This is a genomic window from Candidatus Baltobacteraceae bacterium, assembly GCA_036488875.1.
GTDB lineage: Bacteria > Vulcanimicrobiota > Vulcanimicrobiia > Vulcanimicrobiales > Vulcanimicrobiaceae > JAFAHZ01.
Window position 1 is genome coordinate 460,787 of sequence record DASXGW010000004.1, and the last position, 19,515, is coordinate 480,301.

Consider the following 19,515-nt stretch of genomic DNA (forward strand, 5'->3'; position numbering starts at 1 on the left):
AGGACGAAGTCAATCCTTGAGCGCGCCGACGTGGATGTGCCCGTTGCTGCACACGTAGGCATGATATCGCCGGCCGCGCCGCCCCTCGGGCACCGACATCGCTCGAGCGCAACGCTCGGCGTCTTCTCGCGTTGCGAACTGTTTTTTCGGCAATCCATTGCCGCGAATGCATTCGCGGTCCTTAGGAACCCAGCTGCCGTCGACGGCGCGATGGTAGGCTTCCCAGCCCATCGGCTTTGGTAGTGCCAAATGCTTTTCGCTCGATAGGAGATGGCCAGGGAGCGACGTTAGATGCCACAATCCGCATCCATGGGAGCGGCGCTTGACGCTGCCGATCCAGTAGACGATCGGATCGAAGCGCCACGGGTTCGTGCTCACGCGATGCCGCACGACTGCCCATGCGCGCGTGCTACGCCCGCAGCGATAGGGCGCATGAACGCGCCCCGTTTGCGAGAAACTGCAAAAAGCGGCGATCCATGCCGTCGTCAGCGAAGGGTAGGCGCGCTTCCAATCGCGATTGCGGCACCACGCCTCGCCCTCCCGGCTGATTCGCACGCGCCGCAGCGGCGGCGCTGGGACCCGGAGCGACCGCGGGATCGGCGGGATTCGCTCGAGGCCGCCGGCGTCTCCGCGCATGTGATTGCAGGCGCGATGAACGAGACGCAGGTTGTGCAACGCGTCCTCGCCGCCGTGCACCCGCGGAATGACGTGATCGAACGTCGGCGCGAAACCCGCGTCGACGTCCGGGCTGCACTGGCCTGGTTGCGGGAAGCGGTGCCCGCAGAGAGCGCACAACCCGCTCTGCTCGCGCATCAAGAGCTCTCGCCAGAGAGCGCGAGTCTTGGCATCGCGAAACGGACTCCAACTCATAGGGCTGAGTCTATCCCCGGCGTGTGCCAGACGGTTGGCAAGCGCGCCGTATATCATCGATGCATGGACCACTCGACACGATTGCAATTCTTACGTATTTTAGGCCTCGCGACTGCCGCGCCGTTCGCTGCGACCTCGCCGTTGGTCGCCGCTGCCGACGCCAGTCACGCGTTCATTGCCTCCCCGCAACCCGACGGCGGCGAAGAGCGCTTGTGGCACGGCTATCCCGACGAGTGTTACGCGTTCACGAGCTTCGCCGATTCGTTGGTGGCATTGGCGTGGGGACACGGGTGGTACGCTCAGCCGCCGATGGTCGATCTGCGCAACGCGATCGTCGTCGACTTTGCATCGAGCACCGAGGAGGCAGCCGAAGCTTCCATCACGCGAGGATGGAACGGCGCGTGGGAGTTTCCGATGGGTGTCGTCAACACCGTCGCGTCGCGCGTCGAGATGAACGCGCAGAACGCTCGAATCGAGCGGAATCTCTCACTCATCGGGACGGCAATGCGGCAAGCCGAGTTCCACGAAAACGTCGTCAATGAGCTGTTCGATCGGCGGCTTCACCCCGATTGCGGAAAATGCGAGGGACGCCCCGAGCGCACCTTAGCCGACGTCTTTAGAATCCTGGCGCACGGAACCGATCAGGTCGCGGTGCAGCTGTTTTCAAAATGGGACCCGAGCCCGGCGCTGCGGGAGTCATTGAGCGCATCCCGCGTTGCGATCATCCACCACCCGCTCGACTCGATTCCGCGGGAAGACCTCGAAGCGAACCGGTACTACCACATTTGGGACGGCTCGCCGCTGCAAGCCGAACAGTTTCGGCGTACCGTGTGGGCGCCGGCGTGGCGAAGAGCGTGACCCGCAGCAACGAAGGAGGACCGCTTATGCAGACTTCAGGTACATCGTCCGTTCGCGAGACATTCGATGCGATCGCGTACTGCCCAAATGTCGAGCGTTGCATCGGTGGCGACAAAGCGAATCCATGCTATAGTATCGTCTCGAAGCAAGGCGCAGCGTCGATCGATACGTTTCAGCTTCCCGAACCATGGGTGGGGCAGATCGACGTCGCGCCGTTGCTCTTCGTTTCGTCGAATCCGTCGATCGGTAAGGACGATCACGCGATGGGCAAATCGTCGCCCGAAGAAGTTTGGGAGTCAGGTCACTTGGCCTTTGGTGGAGGCGCGCGTACCTATATCCTCGACGGGGTCAAATCGACAGCGCCCGACGGCACGCCGATCAAGACCGTCAAGTATTGGCCAGCGTGCGTGCGCGAGCGCGCGAGCTGATGCCGGAGCGACCGGTTGTGCCGGGAACGGATTATGCGCTGACCGAGGTCGTACACTGCAAGACCGAGGACGAATACGGTGTGACCGAAGCCGTCGGCGAGTGCTACAAGCGCTTTATGGACCGAGTGTGGGGCGTTGCCGCAGCCCGCGTCGTGGTGGTGTTCGGAAGGGTCGCCCGCGAAGCGATGCTCGGTATTGGCGCCGCGCAGCCGAGTTCGCCGGTAGAGCGCGATCTCGGCGGCCGCCGTCGCACGATCGTCTTCTTGCCGCATCCGAACGCTCGCGGTGTTGCAAAGTCGTTCGCGAAGAACTACTCACCGCAGATTCTCGCAGAGTTGCAGCGGTGTCTCTCCGCTTAGCACGCCGAGCCGTGGGTGTATCGATTGAGCAACGGAGACTACGACATCCGCGGCTGGGACCGCGCGGCGTGTACGGCTGCGCAGCAGCGCTTCACCCGAGTCACCTACGGCGAGCTATGGGAGATCGGCCCCGGCGGCTGGTGAAGCGATTCGGTAAGGTTAGAGTGTTGCGTTTGCGGCTATCGCGACATCGGCCGCATCTGCCCACGAGTAAAAATCTACATACAAGATGTTGGGAATATAACCGTACCCGTTGCGACGTACGTGAGACATCTCCGGCGCCAGCGTCGCATTCGCTTCAGCGGCGCTCGCGCGTATCGCCAACACCGGCGTAATCGTCCACGATAATAAGAATAGGTCGCAGGGGCCCGGGAGCGTTTCCATTTTACCATTGAAAGTGCGCAGCTTCTGTAACTGATCGTTCTGCATCCAGCTGAGAACCGACGTATTACTATATTGGTCGTATACGGTGAACTCTGTACCGGCTTCTACTTTGCTATCCCAGTCACGGTACGTAAAGAGACCCGCGTGTCCGGCGGTAGTGAAACTGCCCGGTAGATCCATCAGTGGTAGAACGATGCCGTGGTCGGCCGGAATAAGCGTTGAGAGCGGAATATCTGCGAGACGCTCGTCGGTAGTATTCTCGTAGAGATACTTCGACAGCGTCGTCGTGATCATATCCGCGAGTTTGGCGTACGGCGAACCCTTGGTTAGCGACGGCTCGAAATCGAAATGCGAGAACTTTAGGATGACCACTTCGCGATGGCCTTCATCCATATAGCGCTTGACGTCGTTGAGAATGACCTGCACGGACGGCCCCTTGACGGGCCCGTGGTATACCCTGAGTTCTGCGTCGGGCCGAAGATCGAAATAGCGTTGGCCGCCGGTGAGCTGGTTGTAAAAATCTTGATTTTGAGCCAAGCCAAGGAAATCCGCGTTCCCTTTATACATGCCGGCGTCGTGCGAACCGGGAATCACGATCTGGCGAAGTGTCTTATCCTTTAACGTGGTGTCGAGGCGATCGCCCATCCAATTGCTTCGATCGGTCAGGAACGTCGTTCCGAAATACAGCCCTTTACTGCCCTGCTGAGCCACCCCGACGGCCACGCCATTCGAGGTCGCCACGCCGGGCGACGAGAGTCCGTGCGTTTCGATGAAATAATTCATCGGCGGCGATAGTTCTCCGATGTTGACCCAGTCCACGAGGTTGTTGCTTTCAAGCTTTCCCGTAATCGAACACCAACCGTACGCAAAGGCAAAAACGCCGTCATACTTTTTGCACGTGTAGAGCGCGATGACGTTGCCCGCGTCGTCGAGCGCGACGGCGGTCGATTTGCCTGTTGCCTCCGTTGCGCCAAATGGAAGCTCTTGGCGATTGAGCCAGTTGACGGTCCGGTTTGCCGCATCGATCCGGCCCACACGATAGTAGAGAAAGTACGAGCCGTGTACGTCTTGCTGTCGCCGTTCGACTTCAACGGCCATTCCGCTCGAATTTGCCGCGACACTGGGATCGTAGCCGCCGGTGAACGGGCCTCTCGTCCCCCACTTCACCTCGCCGTTGGAAGCGATGGTCGCGACACCCCACGAGCCAAGACCGTCGCTGTCGACGTGGGATTCGAGAATGGCGTTTCTTCCCGAGAATGCCACCATGGGATCGTTGCCGTTGGAATACTTATTCGTGTTGATCCACTGAATGCTGTTGTTGGTCAGCACTTTGCCCGTGCCGTAATAGAGCGTATCGTTGCGCGGACTGTGCCGGTGGACTTCGAATACGCCGTCATTGCCGTCCCCGGCGATGGCGGGCACATCGCCGCTATCGATGTCGTGGCTCTTGCCCCACGAAACGGTCGCGCGATCCACAAACCCGATGCGATACCACAGGTAGCCCGTCGAACTGACGTGCATTTCCACGAGTTTCCCGGGTTTGAGAAAACTGACGCTGGGCGTATAGCCGCTGTCGTAGAAATCGGGTGTGGGCATCAAGAACTTGGGAGCCTTCGCGGGCGAACCAGCGCGAGGGGCTAACGCGAGCGACGAATGGGGGATTGCCGGCGTGGCCGGAATGCTGTTAGCCGGACCGTGCGCGCAACCAGTCGACAACGCAAGAAGAAGTGCCCCAACAATATAATAGGCGAATCGCGACATGCGGCGAGCTTTTCGGGTTTCGTGAGGAAGGGCCTGGCCCATCGCGGCTTGCTCTCGATTTGGGTAATGCCCCTTCGGAGGCGGCGCCGGTTGAAGATGGAAGGTTCGCGTATCATCGAGCAAACAGGCCCTCGGGCGTTCGCTCCCGCGCTCGCGCTTGCGGCGCTGGGCGTGGTTTTTGGCGACATCGGAACCAGTCCGCTGTATGCGTTCCGGCAGTGTTTCGCGACCGCGCTGCACCTGCCGCCCACGCACGCGAACGTCCTGGGCATGCTCAGCCTGATCCTGTGGTCGCTCATCCTGATCGTCTTCGTGCGCTACATCAGCATGATTATGCGCGTCTCGCACGACGGCGAAGGCGGCATCCTCGCGCTGCTCGCCTTCGTGCTGCCGCCGGTCAAGCGCGGCGTGCCACCCAAGGCGACCTGGCTGACGTTCCTCATCATTCTCGGCGCGGGCATGCTGTTCGGCGACGGCGTGATCACGCCGGCGGTCTCGGTGCTCTCGGCGGTGGAAGGCTTAAACGTTGCAACCTCGGCACTCCAGCCGTTCGTGATTCCGATCACTGTTGGCGTGCTGGTTGGATTGTTTCTGTTTCAAAATCGCGGCACCAGCCGCATCGGCGCCGTGTTCGGACCAATCATGACCTTGTGGTTCCTGACGATTGCAGCGCTGGGTGTGTGGGGCATTTTCCGCGATCCGGCCGTGCTGCATGCGATCGATCCGATCTATATCGTCAACTTCTTCGCGCACCACGGCATCGTCGCGATCACGATCTTCGGCGCGATCGTGCTCTGCGTATCCGGCGTGGAAGCCTTATATGCCGATATGTCGCACTTCGGCCGTCAGCCGATCGCGATCGCGTGGGGATTTCTCGTTTTTCCGGCGCTGGTGCTCAACTATCTCGGGCAGGGCGCGCTCGTGCTCGCTAATCCGGAAGCGGTCGTCAATCCGTTCTTCGGACTCGTCCCCGGTGTCGCGCTTTATGCCGTCGTCGGCATCGCTACCGCCGCGACCATTATTGCGTCGCAGGCGCTGATCTCGGGCGTGTTCACCTTGGCCAAGCAGGCGATTCAACTGGGATTTATTCCGCGTGTGCAAGTCGTCTATACCAACGCGGTTCATCGCGGGCAAATCTACGTGCCGATGCTCAACCTGGTGTTGGCGGTGCTCTGCATTGGCCTGGTGCTGTGGTTTCATAGCTCCGAGCGCTTAGCGAACGCCTACGGACTAGCAGTCGCGGTGACGATGGTCGTGACGTCGATCGCGTATTACGTCGTCGTGCGCGAAAAGCTGGGCTGGAGCCGGGCCAAAGCGCTCGTTTTCAACGTGCCGTTTATGGTAGTGGAACTGCTCTTCGTGCTGGGCAGTTTACCGAAGATTCACCAGGGTGGATGGATTCCGATTCTCATCAGCTTGGTCGTGTTCGCGATCGCCGGCACGTGGCGCACGGGCCGCCGGCGCGTCGCGCTGAGCTTCATGGAGCAATCCGTTCCGGTGGAACAGTTTCTGGAGGAGGTCAAGGGCAACTTGGGCCGGCCGCTGCACGGCACGGCAGTGTTCCTCACGTCCGATCCCGAGGGCGTTCCATTTGTGATGCGCCATCATTGGGCGCGCATTCACAGCGTCGACGAGCGCATCGTCTTGATGACGGTCGTGCCGGTCAACGAGCCGTACGTTCCCGAAGCGCAGCGCGTTCACGTCGAGAAGTTGGCGGAAAACCTCGTTCGCGTGACCGCCAGCTACGGGTTCATGGAGAAGCTGAGCATCGGACGGATCGTGTCGGCGTGCGAAGTGTCGGGGCTCAAGCTCGACGATCCCGACACCACGTATTACGTCGCCGATCCGCAGATCGTGGCCAAGAAGCAGGGCCGCTGGCGCGCTTGGCGGCGCAACCTCTTCGTCTACCTCAAGCGCAACGCGCGTCCCATTACCGCAAGCCTCGGCATCCCCGCCGACGAGCTAGCGAAACTGGGCATCGAAGTGGGTATGTGAGGCCAATGATAAACACTCGTGCGGTTGCGCTGCTCGTCAGCTTTGCGTTTCTTGCGCCGTGCGGGTCGCCCGCGGCCACGGCGGGTACGCCGGAGTCGGTCGTTCGCGCGTTCTACAATTGGGATCTCTCGGTCAAGTATCCGCAGAGCTATCTCGATCACCTGAGCGGCGCTAAGCCGTATCTGACGACCTCGCTCTACGGTTTAGTGAGCCAAATCGGTCCCTTCGAGCAGAAAAACCACGAAGAAGTGCTCGACGCCCAGCCGTTCGAGGACGCGCAGATTCCCGCTTCATCGGCGACCGTCGGCGTTGCCACCGTCAGCGGCAACAGCGCGAAGGTTCCCGTCGCGATTCGTTACTCAAGAGCCCCCGGTGCCGGGCACGTGACGGTCGTGGTCATAAAGACGGCGCAAGGCTGGCTCATCGACGACTTCGTGGGTTCGGTCGGTGGGAGTTTGCGCGCCAACCTGGCGCACAACTTGAAGTAGTGCGCGTCCTCGTTACTTTGCGCCGCTAGCGCAACGGTAACGCGCGATAGTGCGATCGTGAGCTTCGAAGCCATGCGCCCATTTATAGCCGTTCGAGCTAATCCCTGAGTTCGCGGCAGGCGGGCGCGGCGCGAATGGTACGCAGCAGCCCGCGTTCATATTCAGTCATGGCGCGAGCGACCTCGCGTCGCGCCGCCGCTCGAATCGAGTTGAGCATATGGCGGCGCATGAGATACGCGCCGATGATGTAGCCTACGATGAGGCACACGATATAGGCCATGCCTTTAGACTAGCGTCGGCGCGTGCCAGACGGTTGGCAGGCCTAGGGCGTCACTGAATCGCGAGCAGATCTCCATAGGCGTCGCCCAGGAAGTGCAGGTGGTTCGGGTCCGAGATGGTGCGCGTCGGTTTGACGTTGCCACTGGCGCTCGGGCCAAACACGAGGATGCCTTCGCGCTGCGCGACGTAGACGGCCCCCGTCGCGTCGGTCGTAATGGCCGCGGGTACCGTATCGAGCGTGGTGCGCGGCCCGCTGATATATTTCGTCATCCGCGCCTGACCCGATGGTGCGTCGGCCGGATATTCGAGCACTGCGGTGGGGGTCCAGATGCCGACGTACACGATTTTGGTACGCGGGTCGACGTGCATCACCGTCGACGGAATCTGCGTGTCGAGATTGCCGAGGATGCCGTAAATGCTGCTCACGAGTTTGGGCTTCGAGCCGGTGACGTCGTATTTGGTGATGCAGTAGAGTTGCAGCACGAGATCGTCGGGCTGGCAAATGCAGTAGATGTTTCCCATGCCGTCGCTTGCGACGGTCGACGCGACGCCGGGAACGAACTGATGACCTTCGAGGACCGACGGCTTGAACGTCGTCGTAGCCTTCACGCGGCCGCCGACCCCGAGCGGGAAGCGGTCGATGTTGCCATTCGAACGATCGACGGTCCAAAAGCCTCCGTTGTTATCGAGCGCGAAGCCCGCGTACTGCGGAACGTGAAGCGACACGCCGTCGTTCTGCGGCAGCCGCTCGACGAGCAACGGCGCGGTATTGCCGCGCGAAGCCGGAGCGAACGTGAGCACGCGCGCGCGCATCGCATCCAAGACGTAGATGGTGCCGTCGACCTCAATCGAGATCCCGCCACCGAAGATGCTGTCTTTTTTCAACCCGTCGAACAGCGTTTTGGAGCCATCGAGAACGCTAGACGGTGTCGACGATCCCTTAGCGGACGCCGGATATGTCGCGAGCTCCGCATCGCGATCGGGCGAGAAGACGAAGAGCGTGTTCGCCGCCGGCGTTGGCGGCGGCACGATAGTGGGCGATGTTTGGCTATTGCCGCACGCACACAAGACGGCGAGCGAAACGAGGGTGGCTATCGCGCGGTACGTCATGTCTGGCGCGTTTGAAAACGGCGCCGTGAGACCCTGCTAGATTAACTGACGTCTAATCGCGGTCCGTATGCGGCTAGCCCGCTCCTGCGAGGGCATCGCAGTCACTTTTGCCGCTGCCAGGATTGCTTTCGTTGAAAAGGATCGAGGGATCCTTGGGCAAGGGCGTATTCACCGGCGGCACACCGAGAGTCAAGTTGTTGATCTCGAAGGTCGTGCTGTAGCCACCGATGCATTGCGGTGCCGACGTGCTCCCGTCGTCGACCTCGACGCTTACGGTGACCGACGATCCCGCATTAAATTTGGCGCTGCTGGGTTTACTCCCCGCGGTGCTGTAGCCGAAGACGTTGAACTCGGCAAAGTTCCAATATTTGGATAAATCAACGATGCCGTCGCTTTGCGCTTTCCGCATACCGTACACCGTATCACCTGCGACAAGCTCGATCCCGTCGCCACCTGACGATGCGAGGCCGCTCAAGCTCATGTCTGCGAGCTTGGCGATCGCTTGATTAGGAACGTCGAGAACTGGGCTCGTTTGATAACAATCGACTAGGCTGCTGCTGCTGGACGATCCATGCCAGCCAAAGTTTGGTGGACAGCCCGACAGGGGTTTTGCCGTCGCCGAGACGAGCCAGTCCCAGATTTCCAAGTTTCCGCGCTCATGGTTGCGCCCATTCCGATAGACGAACTGCACCCAGCCTTGGCAGTGCGCGATCGCGCCGCACGCCGCCGTCGTAAAGAACTGTGAGTTGAGCTGAAGTGAATAGCTGCCCGTGCCTGTGGCCGTACCGGCGTTCGTGCTTCGAACGCTCTTGACGCCGCGCACGGCTGGAAACGACCCGGTAGCGCTCGCAATGATATTCGGCTTTACCGACGCGCTGTAGTCGCTGTTTGGCCGAATGTGCGGCGCGAACCCCGGGGTAAGACGCTCCGTCGAGCACGCGATGCGCCGCCACGTCATCGCCGGATACGAGGCTTTGAAGCAGCCGGCGCCGGGAAGCGGAACCCGCCGAACCGATCGGCCCCACTCCGCATGCGCCGCGCGCATTGCCGGCAATGGCCCCGGATTTGCCGGCGGCGACGATTGCATCACCGATCCGGAACAGCCCGACAGAACCCCCGCGACCAGCAAAGCAAAAATACGAGTCTTCATTCGACTATCTTCGGATGCAGGCGAGCGGCGTTTAAGGTTATGAGGCTGACGATACGTCGAACGTCATCACGATGCGCGTTCCGCCGTCGCGATGAATCTTCACGTCGCGCGCGACGCCGCGAATGATCGTGAGTCCACGACTGCGGTCCCGCTGCGCCTCCCGGTAGGCGAAGGCGCCCGTGTCGGCAACCTCGATGGAGACCGTTGCGGGGTCCGGGTGGCTGATCTGCATTTGAACGTCGCCGGCTGCGTGGGGATACGCGTGTTCGGCAACATTGGTTACCGCCTCGCTGATGGCAAGCAGCATGTCCGCCGCTACCGCCGGCGGCGCGCCAATCGCTCGGAAGAACTGCGCGGCTTTCGCTCGCATATAGCTCGGCGCTTCGTCGGTGGCCAGCCGCGACACCGTCAGGCGCGAATCAATTTTGGGTACCAACCGCCGCAACGCTACCAGCGCGATATCGTCGCCCGGTTTGGCTGGTGCGACTTCGGACAGTACGTGATCTAAGAACCCCTCGAGATCTTCGGGGGGACGAGCTGCGGCGTCGAGCAAACGCTTGAATCCGGTGTCGAGCGATTCCCCGCGCCGTTCGATCAGACCGTCGGTGTAGAACAGCATGAGGTCGCCGGGATCGAGACGGCGTCGAACCGGAGGTCTGGTAACGGGCGTGATCCCCAGCAGCGTTCCGCCTGTCGGCAAAAAGCTCGCGGTGCCGCCGGCGATAAGCAAGGCCGGCGGATGCCCCGCGTTGGCGATTTCGCACTCGCCGGTTTCCCAGTCGTAGGTCGCGCAGCAAACGGTCGCGGACGTACCAGGATGGAATCGCTGCAGCATCGCGTTCAGGCGTTCCAACGTCGAGGCGGGGCTGTGGCCCTCCAGCATGTACGATCGAATGCCGGTGCGCAGCTGCGCCATGATGGCGGCCGCTTCAAGCGAGTGGCCGACGACGTCGCCCACGGCGAATGCCAGGCGATGATTACGTAGCGCGAACATATCGTAAAAGTCGCCGCCGACCTCAGCGTGCTCGGCGCTGGAACGATAGCGCACTGCGAACTGCGCGTTGGGAACGTCCGGAACGACCGTCGGCAGCAAGCTTTGCTGCAACGTCACGGCGATATCGCGTTCGATGTCGTAGACTACCAGGTTCCGCAGCGCGGTCTTGGCCGCGCGAACGAACTGCGAAAGGACGAGTTCGTCTTCCTCGGCGTGCGTCGAGTTCGCTTCCCCCGGCGCGACGACCAGGAGCGCGCGATCGCCATCGCCATCGGCAAACTCGGCCGTCGTATATTGCTGGGACGCACCGGCGGCAGCGATGTCGATCTCTTCGGGCTGACCTCCGCCGGAGCGCGAGGCCGCCCGCTCGCGCGTCCCTCCGACGACAATCTCGACCCACGCGTCCCGTTCGAAGAGCGCGCTCGCTTGTTCCGCGACGACGCTCGCCAACTTCTCCACGGTGCGCGCTTCGTTCAACGCTTGGGTGGCGTCGTTGAGTTGACGGAGGCGTTTTGCAAGGCGGCGAGCGGTTCGCTCGGCGGAAGCGCCGCGCAACAACGCGGCGACGCTCGCCAGCAATACTTCTCGATCGACGGGCTCGACCAAGTACGCATCCGCGCCGCGCCGCAAACCCTCGGAGCGGTCGCTCGGCGTGATCGCGGTCGCCGACACGTGCAGCACCGGTAGCGCGTTATCGGTGCCGGCCTTGACGCGCTCGCACACGACGTAGCCGCTCATGTCGGGCAGGTTGACGTCGAGGATGATTAAATCCACGCCGCGTTCGGCGTGCTCGAGGGCTTCTTGTCCGGTCGAGGCCTCGATCACGTCGTAACCGTCGCGTCGCAGCCACGTCGCAATGACGTAACGCGACCCTTCGGAATCGTCGGCGACGAGGATTCGGGCTTTCACCGAACCCCGGCTTTCGCGATGGCTTCCTGCAGTGTCTGCTTCGACACGTTGGATTTGGCAAGCAGCGCAGCGGCGCTTCCCAGAATCGGACGGCTAGCCACGTCGAGTTCCGCCGACGACACCATGACGACGGGCACGTCGCGCAAGACGGGTTCCAACTTCATTTGCGACATGACGTCGTCGCCATCCATACTCGGCATGCGTAGATCCAAGAAGACGAGATCGGGCGTATGCGCGCGCATGATTTGCAACGCATGTACCCCGTTGTCAGCCTCGAGAATCTCGGCGGCGAAGCCCTGCAGCAGTCCGCGAACGATTTCGCGGAAACGCGCGTCGTCGTCGACGACGAGAACCGTTCCTAACGAATGCGGCGCGACTTCCGAGCGACCTGGTGTGGCCGCCGCATTAACGGGCGCAACCCAGCGCATCGGCAGACGCACGTAGAACGCACTGCCCGCGCCGGGCGTGCTTTCCACCGAAAGGTCGCCGCCGAGTGCGCGCGACGCTAAGCGGGCGTACGGAAGCCCCAGGCCCGTACCCTTTTGTTTGGTTTGCAACGGACCGCGAACTTGATAGAACTCTTCGAAAATGCGAGCGAGGTCTTCGGGAGCGATGCCCACGCCGGTATCCCTCACGGCGATCTCGAGTTCCAGCGGTGACTTTTCACTCGCGGTCACGGTTACCGTTCCGCTTTCGGTAAACTTGAGCGCGTTGGTGATGAGATTGCGCAAGACTTGCGCCAGCAGGATGCGGTCGGTTTCGATGTTCCAGACGGCAGGCTGCTCGACGACGAGTTCGACGCCGGGTTTTGCCAGCGGGCGCAGCGTGCCGCGAAGCTCGCCGAAGACGTCACGCAAATCCGTGTCGGCGATATCGGGTTCGAGGCGTCCCGATTCGGCCTTCGAAAGGTCGAGCAACCCGTTAACGAGTGCGAGGAGATCGTTGGCGGCGCCTATTGCAAGCGAGACTTGGCGCTGCCGTTCTGCGCCGTCATCGCCGTCGGATTCAAGCGTCAAGCGAAGCAAACCGAGGATGGCGTTGATCGGTCCGCGCAGTTCGTGGCTCACGTTAGCAAGAAACCGCGTCTTGGCTTCGCTGACGTCGTTCAAGCGCAGCGTCTTGTCGTCGAGCTCGGCATACAGCGCTACTACGCCGCGGTTGGTCTCTTCGAGCTCTCCCTCGAGTTCGGCGTACATCGCCAGAACGCCGCGGTTGGTGTGTTCGAGCTCGGCGTTGAGTTCAACGAGCTCTTCACGCTGCGCTTGGACGCTTTCGAGCGCGTTGAGCAAATCGTTATTCTGGATGCGAAGCTCTTCGAGCGGCGTCAAGGTGGAGCTTCGGCGCAGCAGCGCGCGCAGCGCGCCGGGTTGCGCGCGGTTGGCAAAACCGCGTCGCAGCGTAACCGTCTCGCTTTTCCCATCGGCTTCGCGTTCGACCTCGATCGCCTGGACGAGCCGTTGCGCAGCCAGCAGCCCGTCGCTGGGACGGCCCTTCGCGGCAACCGGTACGCCGCCGATTCTCACCGCCAGCGCGTCGTCTTCGATGAAAAACGTTGCCGACGATTTCGCTTTGGCGGCAACGACTTCGCGACCGATCTCGCTCAGCGCCGTCGCGAAGCGCACTTGGTCGGCTTCGTCGCATCCGATTGCCGACATCGCGACGCGGCCGCACTGCCGAAGCGCGAAGACGTCTTCGGCTTGGGCCAGGACCAATGTCAACAGTTCGTTCACGGCCGGTAGACGACCACCGATGCGTCGTCGCGGTGAACCCCGGCATCGCGCAGCAACGTTGCGGCTATTACTTGCGGGTCGTGCTGCAAGAGACCGCCATATTGATGTAAATCCCATTTCGACGAAAGCCCGTCTGAATGCAGCACGACGATCGCCCCTTCGGGCACGGGCGCCGAAACTTCGCGAACGCGCTTAGGATACTGACCGACGATGCCGGGGCTGCTGTGCAGGGCGCGTCGCGTTTGGGCGTCGTCGATCCACAGCGCCACGTTGCCGACGCCGGCAAGCGTGACGGCGCGTTCCTGCGCCGAAACCGCGACGACTGCGACCGCCGCACCTCGCGTGCCGCGCAAAGCGCCGTTGAGCGTTTCGATAATGGCGACCGGTGATTGTTCGCTCGAGCCCAAGAACGTGCGGACGGCTTCGCGGCTGGCCATTGCCGCCAGTTCACCGTGGCCCAGTCCATCCGCCAGCATCACGACGGCATCGCCGTCGCGATTCGAGCGAATCGCCCACGCATCGCCGCACGCCGATTCGTTCTGCATCGGACGCGTCAGCGCGCCAACCGTACGCACGGAACGCTTGCGATCTCCGCTCCAAAACGTTGCGACGACGATCGTGCCGCGTCCGGGCTTTGAGTAAGCGTCGAACGACGATGCGGCCCGTCGAATCGCTCCGATACCAATGCCGAGCGTACCGCGGGTCGATTCACCGTCGCGCGAAGCCCCGGCGTAATCGCCGATTCCCGGTCCTTCGTCAATGCTGACGAGTTCGAGCGCGGTTTCGGCGCTCTCGCGCCGGCAGCGTATCAGCATCGCACCGTGCTTGGCATGCAGGTAAAGGTTCGTCCCGAGTTCGGTTGCCGCTAGGCCGATCTCGCCGGTTTGCTTCTCGGAAAAATCCAACCGTCGCGCCAGCGACATTGCCGCTACGCGTACCCGGCCCGGAGCGCTTTCGTCTTCAACCCAGATCCATTCGATGTCTTCGCCCGTCACCGCGCCCACTTGATTACCGTCACCTGCGTCCCTTTGCCGACGGTCGTCTCGAGTTTGAAGTCGTCGACGAGCCGGCGGCTGCCGGAAAGTCCAAGGCCCAACCCGTTACCGCTGCTGTAGCCGTCGGTCATCGCTTTGCCTATGTCGGGGATGCCTGGACCCGAATCGGAAAACGAGGCGCGCAGCCCGGTGCGGTCGCCTTCGACGATTAATTCGATTCGTGCGTTGCCGCCGCCGCCGTGCACGAGTGTGTTTCGTGCGAGCTCGCTGGCGGCGGTGACGATCTTCGTTTGATCGACGATCGAGAGTGCCGCTTGCTGTGCGAGCGTGCGGACCGATTGCCGAACGCGCACGACGTCGGCGGCGGTGTCGATGTCGTGGATCTCGGCGACTGGTGCTGCCTTACTCCTGGCCACTGGCGGCGGTTGCATCCTCGTCGGTATCTGGTGCGGTCGTTCTCGTCACGTCGCTCGTTCCCAAAAGCGCAAGCGCCTTGTCGACGTTGAGCGCGGTCCGGACGCCGCCAAGAGAGAGGCCCAGCTCGGTGAGGGTGATGGCTACTGCCGGCCGCATCCCAACGACGATGGTTCGGGCGTCGAGTATCCCGGCCATCGCCGCAATCGTCGCGAGCATGCGCCCGACAAAGCTGTCGACGATTTCGAGGGCGGAGATGTCGATGATGACGCCGCGCGCGCCGGTTTCGACGATGCGCTGCGAAAGATCGTCTTGCAGCAAGAGTACGGATTCGTCGCTCAAGTCGAGATGGATCGACGCGAGCAGCACGTCTCCGATTCGCAGGATCGGTACGCGTTCGCTCACGTGCGCTGGGCCGCTCCGGCGACTCGCCGGACTTCAAACCCGGCTCGAGTGAGGGTCAGGCGCAGAGCACTTTCGAGTGTCGCTTTCGTCGCGACGTCGCCGAACTCGATTCCAAGGCTGACGATCGTTTGCGCGATTTGAGGCCGGATACCCGAGATGATGCATTCGGCGCCCATCAAACGGGCGGCGAACACCGTCTTGAGCAGATGCTGCGCCACTTCGGTGTCGACAGCGGGAACGCCGGTGATGTCGATGATCGCGTGGGCGCTGCCGGTCGCGACGAGTTCTTGCAGCAGCGACTCCATGACGACTTGCGTACGCGCCGAATCGAGCGTTCCAACCAGGGGAATGGCAAGAATACCCTCCCACAGCTTGACCACCGGCGTCGACAGCTCCATGAGCTGCTCGGTCTGCCCGGCGATAACCGATTCGCGGGTCTTGCTGTACGATTCGAACGTCAGCAGTCCCAAATCGTCAATGAAGCGCGAGTACGGGGGAAACTCGGCGTGGATGCGTGCGTCGTCGACCGATTCCAGAATCGCATCCCGAAGCGCGAAGATCGCTAGCGCCGTTTGCGTCGGCGTGTAGCCGTGGCGCGCCCGCATCCGCGAATATTCTGAAAGCAGCGCGCGCAGTTCGTCGTGGGCCGGATCTTCCGCGTCCATCTTGTTCGCGGCGATGCCCGCGAGCACGGCCTCGAAAATTGGGGCCAGCTCGTTTTGGGATTCCGTAATATTGGTCGTGCCGCGCGATCGCGATTGGATAACCTTGAGCCAGCGTTTCCAGATCTCGTCGCGCTTTTCGCGGACGACAGAAGCAACCTGGCCTGAAGAAGTGTCTCTTGCCATGGGGCGGTAGTTTGTATTGGAGCTTAAGGGGCTCCTAGGAACAATGCGCTTAGTTATCTGCTTGTTTTGTTGCTAGTGTCGGCAACAGATGCGCGCGAGTCTCCGCCGGCGGCGTACTGGCGTACGATCGCGCCGGCATCGTCGGGCACCACCTCGTCGAGCGTGTCGACGACGTGAAAAACGAGATTGAGCCCGAGCAGCTCGAACAACCGCTTGACGATGAAATCGTCCTGCACGACGGTGAGCGGAGGATGCCCGGCCGCGACGCGCGCTCCGTGCATCGAGACGAGCTCGCCAACGCACGACGAGTCGATGAACGTGACGCCGCTGAGATCAACGATCAAGCCATCGCTATCTTCGACGGCCGCGAGCTCCGCGCGCAGCGTTGAACGTTGCGAAACGTCGTAGTCGCCCGTCAGCGTGAGTATGACGTAGTGATTGGACATTGAGGATTTAGCACCGTTCGCGCTTGGGTTCGCGCAACACTCCTTGCCATTGACGATCGCGACGTACGTTCCAACAGCTGCGCGCACATGCTCAAAAAGAAAACGCCCCGTCATTGGGCGTTTTCAAATGGTGGAGATGAGGAGACTCGAACTCCTGACCCCTTACATGCGAAGCAAGTGCTCTACCAGCTGAGCTACATCCCCACGGCTCGTTTTGGGCAGCGTGAAGGATTGTACGCGCTGGGCTGGGCACCTGTCAAAGCGATGTACCGCAGTACCCTTGCCGCCATGGCCTTCCTTATGAGCCTGACGTTCGTCGGCGCGCCCCCGGCCGCGGCCGGGTCGACCGTCGCTGCCGCGAGCCGCTGTAACTCGCGGATGATCGGCGACTACGCCGGCGAGGTGCGCGACTACGACGCGCATCCGTCCGCCGTCGATCTGGCCAGCCTGCAGAAGCGCTTCAACGATATCAACGAGGTGCTCAAGGCGCTCGGCCAAGAGCGCTCCGTTCTCGATAGCGTCTGCACGAGCGATGCCGACAAGGCACCCCTCTTCGCGTACGCCGGCGCGACGGCGTCGTACGCGCTCGCGCTCCAGAGCGACGTCGCGGTGCGGATCAACCAGCCATGCCCAGACGCCGCAAGAGCGGTCGCGAAGGCGTTACTGGCCCAGGGCTGGCTCAATCTCGCGCAGGTCGTCAACGACGCCGGCGGGACGCCGCCGAAGGACGTCACCGAAGCGGCCCCACGCATTCAGAAGCGCGCCGCGGTTCTGGGCCTGACCTTGCCGGTTTGGGCCGACACCTCGGCCTACTGGCGCGACCAGGTCGCCAATCAGGCAAAGGCGGCCATCCAGGCCTGTTCGAGCCCGGCGCCCTCGACGACAGCCACGCCATAGGGATTTTGCAAATCGTTCGCAAATAGGGTCGCATCATGGCCATGCGAGCGGAATACGTCACCCGGGCGCGCGAGCGAATCGCCACCATCCTCCATCGCGAGCGGCGGTTTCTCTCCGCCGCCGAGATCCATCACCATCTACTCGAGGAAGGCGGCCCGAAGGTCGCGCTCTCGACCGTCTATCGCAACCTCGAACATCTGCAGAGCAAGGGCGAGCTGACCGCGCGCACCGAGGCTGACGGCGAAACGCGGTACATGCCGTGCGAGCCGCAGCACCATCACCATCACGCCATCTGCAACGTGTGCGGCCGCGTCGAAGACGTCGACTGTACCGCGATGGAGCAGTTTGCCGAATCGCTGCGGACCAGCAGCGGTTTCCAGCTCGACGGTCACGCCATGGAGTTCTTCGGACGGTGCCGCCAATGCCGGTAAGAATTCTACTCGCCGCGCTGCTCGTATTGAGCGCCGGATGTTCCGGCACGCGCGAGGCTACGAAGCACACCAACGTCGTGCAAGTTGCGACGACCATTTCGACGCTGAACTCGCTGGTGGAAGGGGTCGGCGGCAAGTACGTGCACGTCCAGAACATCGTGCCGGTCGGCGCGTCGCCGGAGACGTTTCAACCGGCGCCGCAAGACGTCGCGACGGTGGCCGACGCGCAGCTGCTCGTCGAAAACGGTGCCGGGCTCGAGACGTGGCTCGATCGCATGCTGCAAAACGCGGGCAACCCGAAACTCAAGACGGTCGTCGGTGCGGATGGCTTGCAGGCAAAGAACGACAATCCGCATTTGTGGATGGATCCGGCGAACGCCAAGCACTACGTGCTGGCGATTCGCGACGGGCTCATCGCGGTCGATCCCCAGCACGCCAACGAGTACCGCCGCAACGCGTTCCTCTATAACGGCAAGCTCGATGGGCTCTCCGCCAGCATTCAAGCGAAAATCAACACGATTCCGCCGTCGCACCGGTACATGATCGTCTTCCACAACGCGTTCCAGTATTATAACGACCGTTTTGGACTCGATACGCTCGGGTTCGTCGAGCGCAATCCGGGGCAGGAGCCGAACCCGGCGCAAATCGCCAACCTCATCGATCTTGCCAAGCAGCATGGGGTCAAAGCCGTGTTCAGCGAGCCGGAATATAGTCCGAAGCTGCTCTACTCGATCGCGCAGGGTGCCGGCGTCAAAGTCGTCGAGAATCTCTACGACGATTCGATCGGCACCGATCCGCGCGTCTCCAACTACATTTCAATGCTCACCTACGATACCGACGTAATCGTAAAAGCGCTGAAATGATGCGCCTGCCCTTCGACTTCGCGCCCTTCGGGCGCTACGCTCAGGATGACAAGGGGTGATGCTGCAGTGTGAGCCGGGGGAGGCGGTGGTTACGCGCAACCTCGTGCTCAAGTACGAGGATTTCACCGCGCTCGAAGGCGTCACTATCAAAGTGCACGAGGGCGAAGCGCTCGGCATCGTTGGTCCCAACGGTTCGGGAAAGTCGACGTTGCTCAAGGCGTTGTGCGGACTCATTTCGCCCGCGTCGGGGCAGCTGTGCGTGCTGGGCAGTCAGCCGCGCGATTTACCGCCGGGATCGATCGCGTACGTGCCGCAAGTCGAGGCCGTCGATTGGTCGTTTCCCGCAACGGTGTGGGACGTGGTGAAAATGGGGCGTTATCCGCGTCTGAAGTTCTGGCAGCGGTTCGGACCGCGCGATCGCGAGGCCGTGCAAGACGCGCTCGAAGCCGTGAAGATGCACGTGTTTGCCGATCGGCACATCGCCAATCTCTCGGGCGGGCAGCAGCAGCGGGTCTTCGTCGCGCGAGCGATCGCGCAGGAGCCGCAGCTCTTGCTGCTCGACGAATCCACGACCGGCGTCGATGCGGCAACGGAAGAATCACTGCGTGAAGTCGTGCGCAATCTCGTCGCGGGTGGTTTGCCGGTCATCATGACCACGCACGATCTCGATCGCGTCGACGAATGGTTCGACCGCTTGCTGGTGCTCGATCGCAAGATGCTGGCGATCGGAACGCCGGAGCAGGTCGCACAATCGGGCGCGTACTCGGCGATTCGCGAGCACACGCACACGCACGGCCACTTGCGCCACGACCATCCGCCGCACGAAGGCCACGCCGCGCACCCGGAGGTCAAGCACTAGTGGCGCCTGCCCTTCGACTTCGCCCCTTCGGGGCTACGCTCA

General features: G+C 62.2%; 21 protein-coding genes and 1 tRNA gene. 9 read left to right on the plus strand and 13 right to left on the minus strand.

What is annotated here, in order from left to right; all coding sequences use genetic code 11:
• Positions 1-9: 9 nt before the first annotated feature.
• Positions 10-870 (minus strand): HNH endonuclease signature motif containing protein, encoded by an 861-nt coding sequence (locus VGG89_07620; GenBank protein HEY1976395.1) that lies wholly within the window; start codon positions 868-870, stop codon positions 10-12.
• A 63-nt stretch (positions 871-933) separates the two neighbouring features.
• On the opposite strand from VGG89_07620, the gene VGG89_07625 reads away from it, so the two are divergent.
• From VGG89_07625 to VGG89_07635, 3 genes are read left to right on the plus strand one after another with little or no spacing between them, the layout of a single operon-like run.
• Positions 934-1,728 carry a hypothetical protein gene (locus VGG89_07625; GenBank protein ID HEY1976396.1) on the plus strand — a complete coding sequence of 265 codons (795 nt, stop codon included), beginning with the start codon at positions 934-936 and terminating at the stop codon, positions 1,726-1,728.
• Between the two features lie 26 nt (positions 1,729-1,754).
• Entirely contained in the window at positions 1,755-2,156 is a 402-nt protein-coding gene (locus VGG89_07630) for a hypothetical protein (GenBank protein ID HEY1976397.1), read from the plus strand.
• Positions 2,156-2,515 carry a hypothetical protein gene (locus VGG89_07635; protein HEY1976398.1) on the plus strand — a complete coding sequence of 120 codons (360 nt, stop codon included), beginning with the start codon at positions 2,156-2,158 and terminating at the stop codon, positions 2,513-2,515. The genes VGG89_07630 and VGG89_07635 overlap by 1 nt, the downstream gene beginning before the upstream one ends.
• 159 nt (positions 2,516-2,674) lie before the next feature.
• Here the strand turns inward: VGG89_07635 and VGG89_07640 are convergent, their stop codons facing one another.
• Positions 2,675-4,660 carry a hypothetical protein gene (locus tag VGG89_07640; protein HEY1976399.1) on the minus strand — a complete coding sequence of 662 codons (1,986 nt, stop codon included), beginning with the start codon at positions 4,658-4,660 and terminating at the stop codon, positions 2,675-2,677.
• A gap of 96 nt (positions 4,661-4,756) precedes the next feature.
• Between VGG89_07640 and VGG89_07645 the strand changes: the two genes are divergently transcribed.
• A complete protein-coding gene (locus tag VGG89_07645; protein HEY1976400.1) occupies positions 4,757-6,655 on the plus strand; it encodes a KUP/HAK/KT family potassium transporter in 1,899 nt (632 codons plus the stop codon).
• 5 nt (positions 6,656-6,660) lie between these two features.
• A complete protein-coding gene (locus VGG89_07650; GenBank protein HEY1976401.1) occupies positions 6,661-7,143 on the plus strand; it encodes a hypothetical protein in 483 nt (160 codons plus the stop codon).
• 97 nt (positions 7,144-7,240) lie between these two features.
• Here the strand turns inward: VGG89_07650 and VGG89_07655 are convergent, their stop codons facing one another.
• The 11 genes from VGG89_07655 to VGG89_07705 form a co-directional block, all read right to left on the minus strand.
• Complete coding sequence (locus VGG89_07655; GenBank protein ID HEY1976402.1) at positions 7,241-7,423, minus strand: hypothetical protein; 183 nt, start codon at positions 7,421-7,423, stop codon at positions 7,241-7,243.
• A 50-nt stretch (positions 7,424-7,473) separates the two neighbouring features.
• Positions 7,474-8,532 (minus strand): hypothetical protein, encoded by a 1,059-nt coding sequence (locus VGG89_07660; protein ID HEY1976403.1) that lies wholly within the window; start codon positions 8,530-8,532, stop codon positions 7,474-7,476.
• Positions 8,533-8,605: 73 nt separating this feature from the next.
• On the minus strand, positions 8,606-9,682 hold the full coding sequence (locus VGG89_07665) for a hypothetical protein (protein ID HEY1976404.1): 1,077 nt from the start codon (positions 9,680-9,682) through the stop codon (positions 8,606-8,608).
• Between the two features lie 37 nt (positions 9,683-9,719).
• Positions 9,720-11,585, minus strand: a complete 1,866-nt coding sequence (locus VGG89_07670; GenBank protein HEY1976405.1) for a SpoIIE family protein phosphatase — start codon at positions 11,583-11,585, stop codon at positions 9,720-9,722.
• The gene (locus VGG89_07675) at positions 11,582-13,315 is read right to left on the minus strand and encodes an ATP-binding protein (GenBank protein ID HEY1976406.1); all 1,734 of its coding nucleotides are present in this window, start codon (positions 13,313-13,315) and stop codon (positions 11,582-11,584) included. Before VGG89_07675 ends, VGG89_07670 begins: the two co-directional genes overlap by 4 nt.
• On the minus strand, positions 13,312-14,310 hold the full coding sequence (locus VGG89_07680; protein HEY1976407.1) for an ATP-binding SpoIIE family protein phosphatase: 999 nt from the start codon (positions 14,308-14,310) through the stop codon (positions 13,312-13,314). The genes VGG89_07675 and VGG89_07680 overlap by 4 nt, the downstream gene beginning before the upstream one ends.
• A complete protein-coding gene (locus VGG89_07685) occupies positions 14,307-14,726 on the minus strand; it encodes an ATP-binding protein (protein ID HEY1976408.1) in 420 nt (139 codons plus the stop codon). The genes VGG89_07680 and VGG89_07685 overlap by 4 nt, the downstream gene beginning before the upstream one ends.
• Entirely contained in the window at positions 14,713-15,129 is a 417-nt protein-coding gene (locus VGG89_07690) for an STAS domain-containing protein (GenBank protein HEY1976409.1), read from the minus strand. Before VGG89_07690 ends, VGG89_07685 begins: the two co-directional genes overlap by 14 nt.
• Positions 15,126-15,977: an STAS domain-containing protein gene (locus VGG89_07695; GenBank protein ID HEY1976410.1), complete on the minus strand. Its 852-nt coding sequence runs from the start codon at positions 15,975-15,977 to the stop codon at positions 15,126-15,128. The genes VGG89_07690 and VGG89_07695 overlap by 4 nt, the downstream gene beginning before the upstream one ends.
• Before the next feature lie 53 nt (positions 15,978-16,030).
• Positions 16,031-16,423, minus strand: coding sequence for an STAS domain-containing protein (locus VGG89_07700; protein ID HEY1976411.1), 393 nt, complete (start codon positions 16,421-16,423; stop codon positions 16,031-16,033).
• A gap of 128 nt (positions 16,424-16,551) precedes the next feature.
• Positions 16,552-16,627, minus strand: a tRNA-Ala gene (locus tag VGG89_07705).
• Here VGG89_07705 and VGG89_07710 point away from each other — a divergent pair.
• Genes VGG89_07710 through VGG89_07725 form a run of 4 tightly spaced genes read left to right on the plus strand, consistent with a single transcriptional unit; the run spans position 16,601 to position 19,473 of the window.
• Positions 16,601-17,320: a hypothetical protein gene (locus tag VGG89_07710; GenBank protein HEY1976412.1), complete on the plus strand. Its 720-nt coding sequence runs from the start codon at positions 16,601-16,603 to the stop codon at positions 17,318-17,320. The two genes, VGG89_07705 and VGG89_07710, sit on opposite strands and share 27 nt — an antisense overlap.
• Before the next feature lie 35 nt (positions 17,321-17,355).
• Positions 17,356-17,751 carry a transcriptional repressor gene (locus VGG89_07715; GenBank protein HEY1976413.1) on the plus strand — a complete coding sequence of 132 codons (396 nt, stop codon included), beginning with the start codon at positions 17,356-17,358 and terminating at the stop codon, positions 17,749-17,751.
• Positions 17,742-18,614 (plus strand): metal ABC transporter substrate-binding protein, encoded by an 873-nt coding sequence (locus tag VGG89_07720; protein HEY1976414.1) that lies wholly within the window; start codon positions 17,742-17,744, stop codon positions 18,612-18,614. The genes VGG89_07715 and VGG89_07720 overlap by 10 nt, the downstream gene beginning before the upstream one ends.
• Positions 18,615-18,672: 58 nt before the next feature.
• Positions 18,673-19,473: a metal ABC transporter ATP-binding protein gene (locus tag VGG89_07725; protein ID HEY1976415.1), complete on the plus strand. Its 801-nt coding sequence runs from the start codon at positions 18,673-18,675 to the stop codon at positions 19,471-19,473.
• The last annotated feature ends 42 nt before the right edge of the window (positions 19,474-19,515 follow it).

Bases quoted from the DNA above. Each gene is read 5' to 3' on its own strand.
- VGG89_07620 (HEY1976395.1), bottom strand. From the start codon at position 870: ATGAGTTGGAGTCCGTTTCGCGATGCCAAGACTCGCGCTCTCTGGCGA.
- VGG89_07625 (HEY1976396.1), top strand. From the start codon at position 934: ATGGACCACTCGACACGATTGCAATTCTTACGTATTTTAGGCCTCGCG.
- VGG89_07630 (HEY1976397.1), top strand. From the start codon at position 1,755: ATGCAGACTTCAGGTACATCGTCCGTTCGCGAGACATTCGATGCGATC.
- VGG89_07635 (HEY1976398.1), top strand. From the start codon at position 2,156: ATGCCGGAGCGACCGGTTGTGCCGGGAACGGATTATGCGCTGACCGAG.
- VGG89_07640 (HEY1976399.1), bottom strand. From the start codon at position 4,660: ATGTCGCGATTCGCCTATTATATTGTTGGGGCACTTCTTCTTGCGTTG.
- VGG89_07645 (HEY1976400.1), top strand. From the start codon at position 4,757: ATGGAAGGTTCGCGTATCATCGAGCAAACAGGCCCTCGGGCGTTCGCT.
- VGG89_07650 (HEY1976401.1), top strand. From the start codon at position 6,661: ATGATAAACACTCGTGCGGTTGCGCTGCTCGTCAGCTTTGCGTTTCTT.
- VGG89_07655 (HEY1976402.1), bottom strand. From the start codon at position 7,423: ATGGCCTATATCGTGTGCCTCATCGTAGGCTACATCATCGGCGCGTAT.
- VGG89_07660 (HEY1976403.1), bottom strand. From the start codon at position 8,532: ATGACGTACCGCGCGATAGCCACCCTCGTTTCGCTCGCCGTCTTGTGT.
- VGG89_07665 (HEY1976404.1), bottom strand. From the start codon at position 9,682: ATGAAGACTCGTATTTTTGCTTTGCTGGTCGCGGGGGTTCTGTCGGGC.
- VGG89_07695 (HEY1976410.1), bottom strand. From the start codon at position 15,977: ATGGCAAGAGACACTTCTTCAGGCCAGGTTGCTTCTGTCGTCCGCGAA.
- VGG89_07700 (HEY1976411.1), bottom strand. From the start codon at position 16,423: ATGTCCAATCACTACGTCATACTCACGCTGACGGGCGACTACGACGTT.
- VGG89_07715 (HEY1976413.1), top strand. From the start codon at position 17,356: ATGGCCATGCGAGCGGAATACGTCACCCGGGCGCGCGAGCGAATCGCC.
- VGG89_07720 (HEY1976414.1), top strand. From the start codon at position 17,742: ATGCCGGTAAGAATTCTACTCGCCGCGCTGCTCGTATTGAGCGCCGGA.
- VGG89_07725 (HEY1976415.1), top strand. From the start codon at position 18,673: ATGCTGCAGTGTGAGCCGGGGGAGGCGGTGGTTACGCGCAACCTCGTG.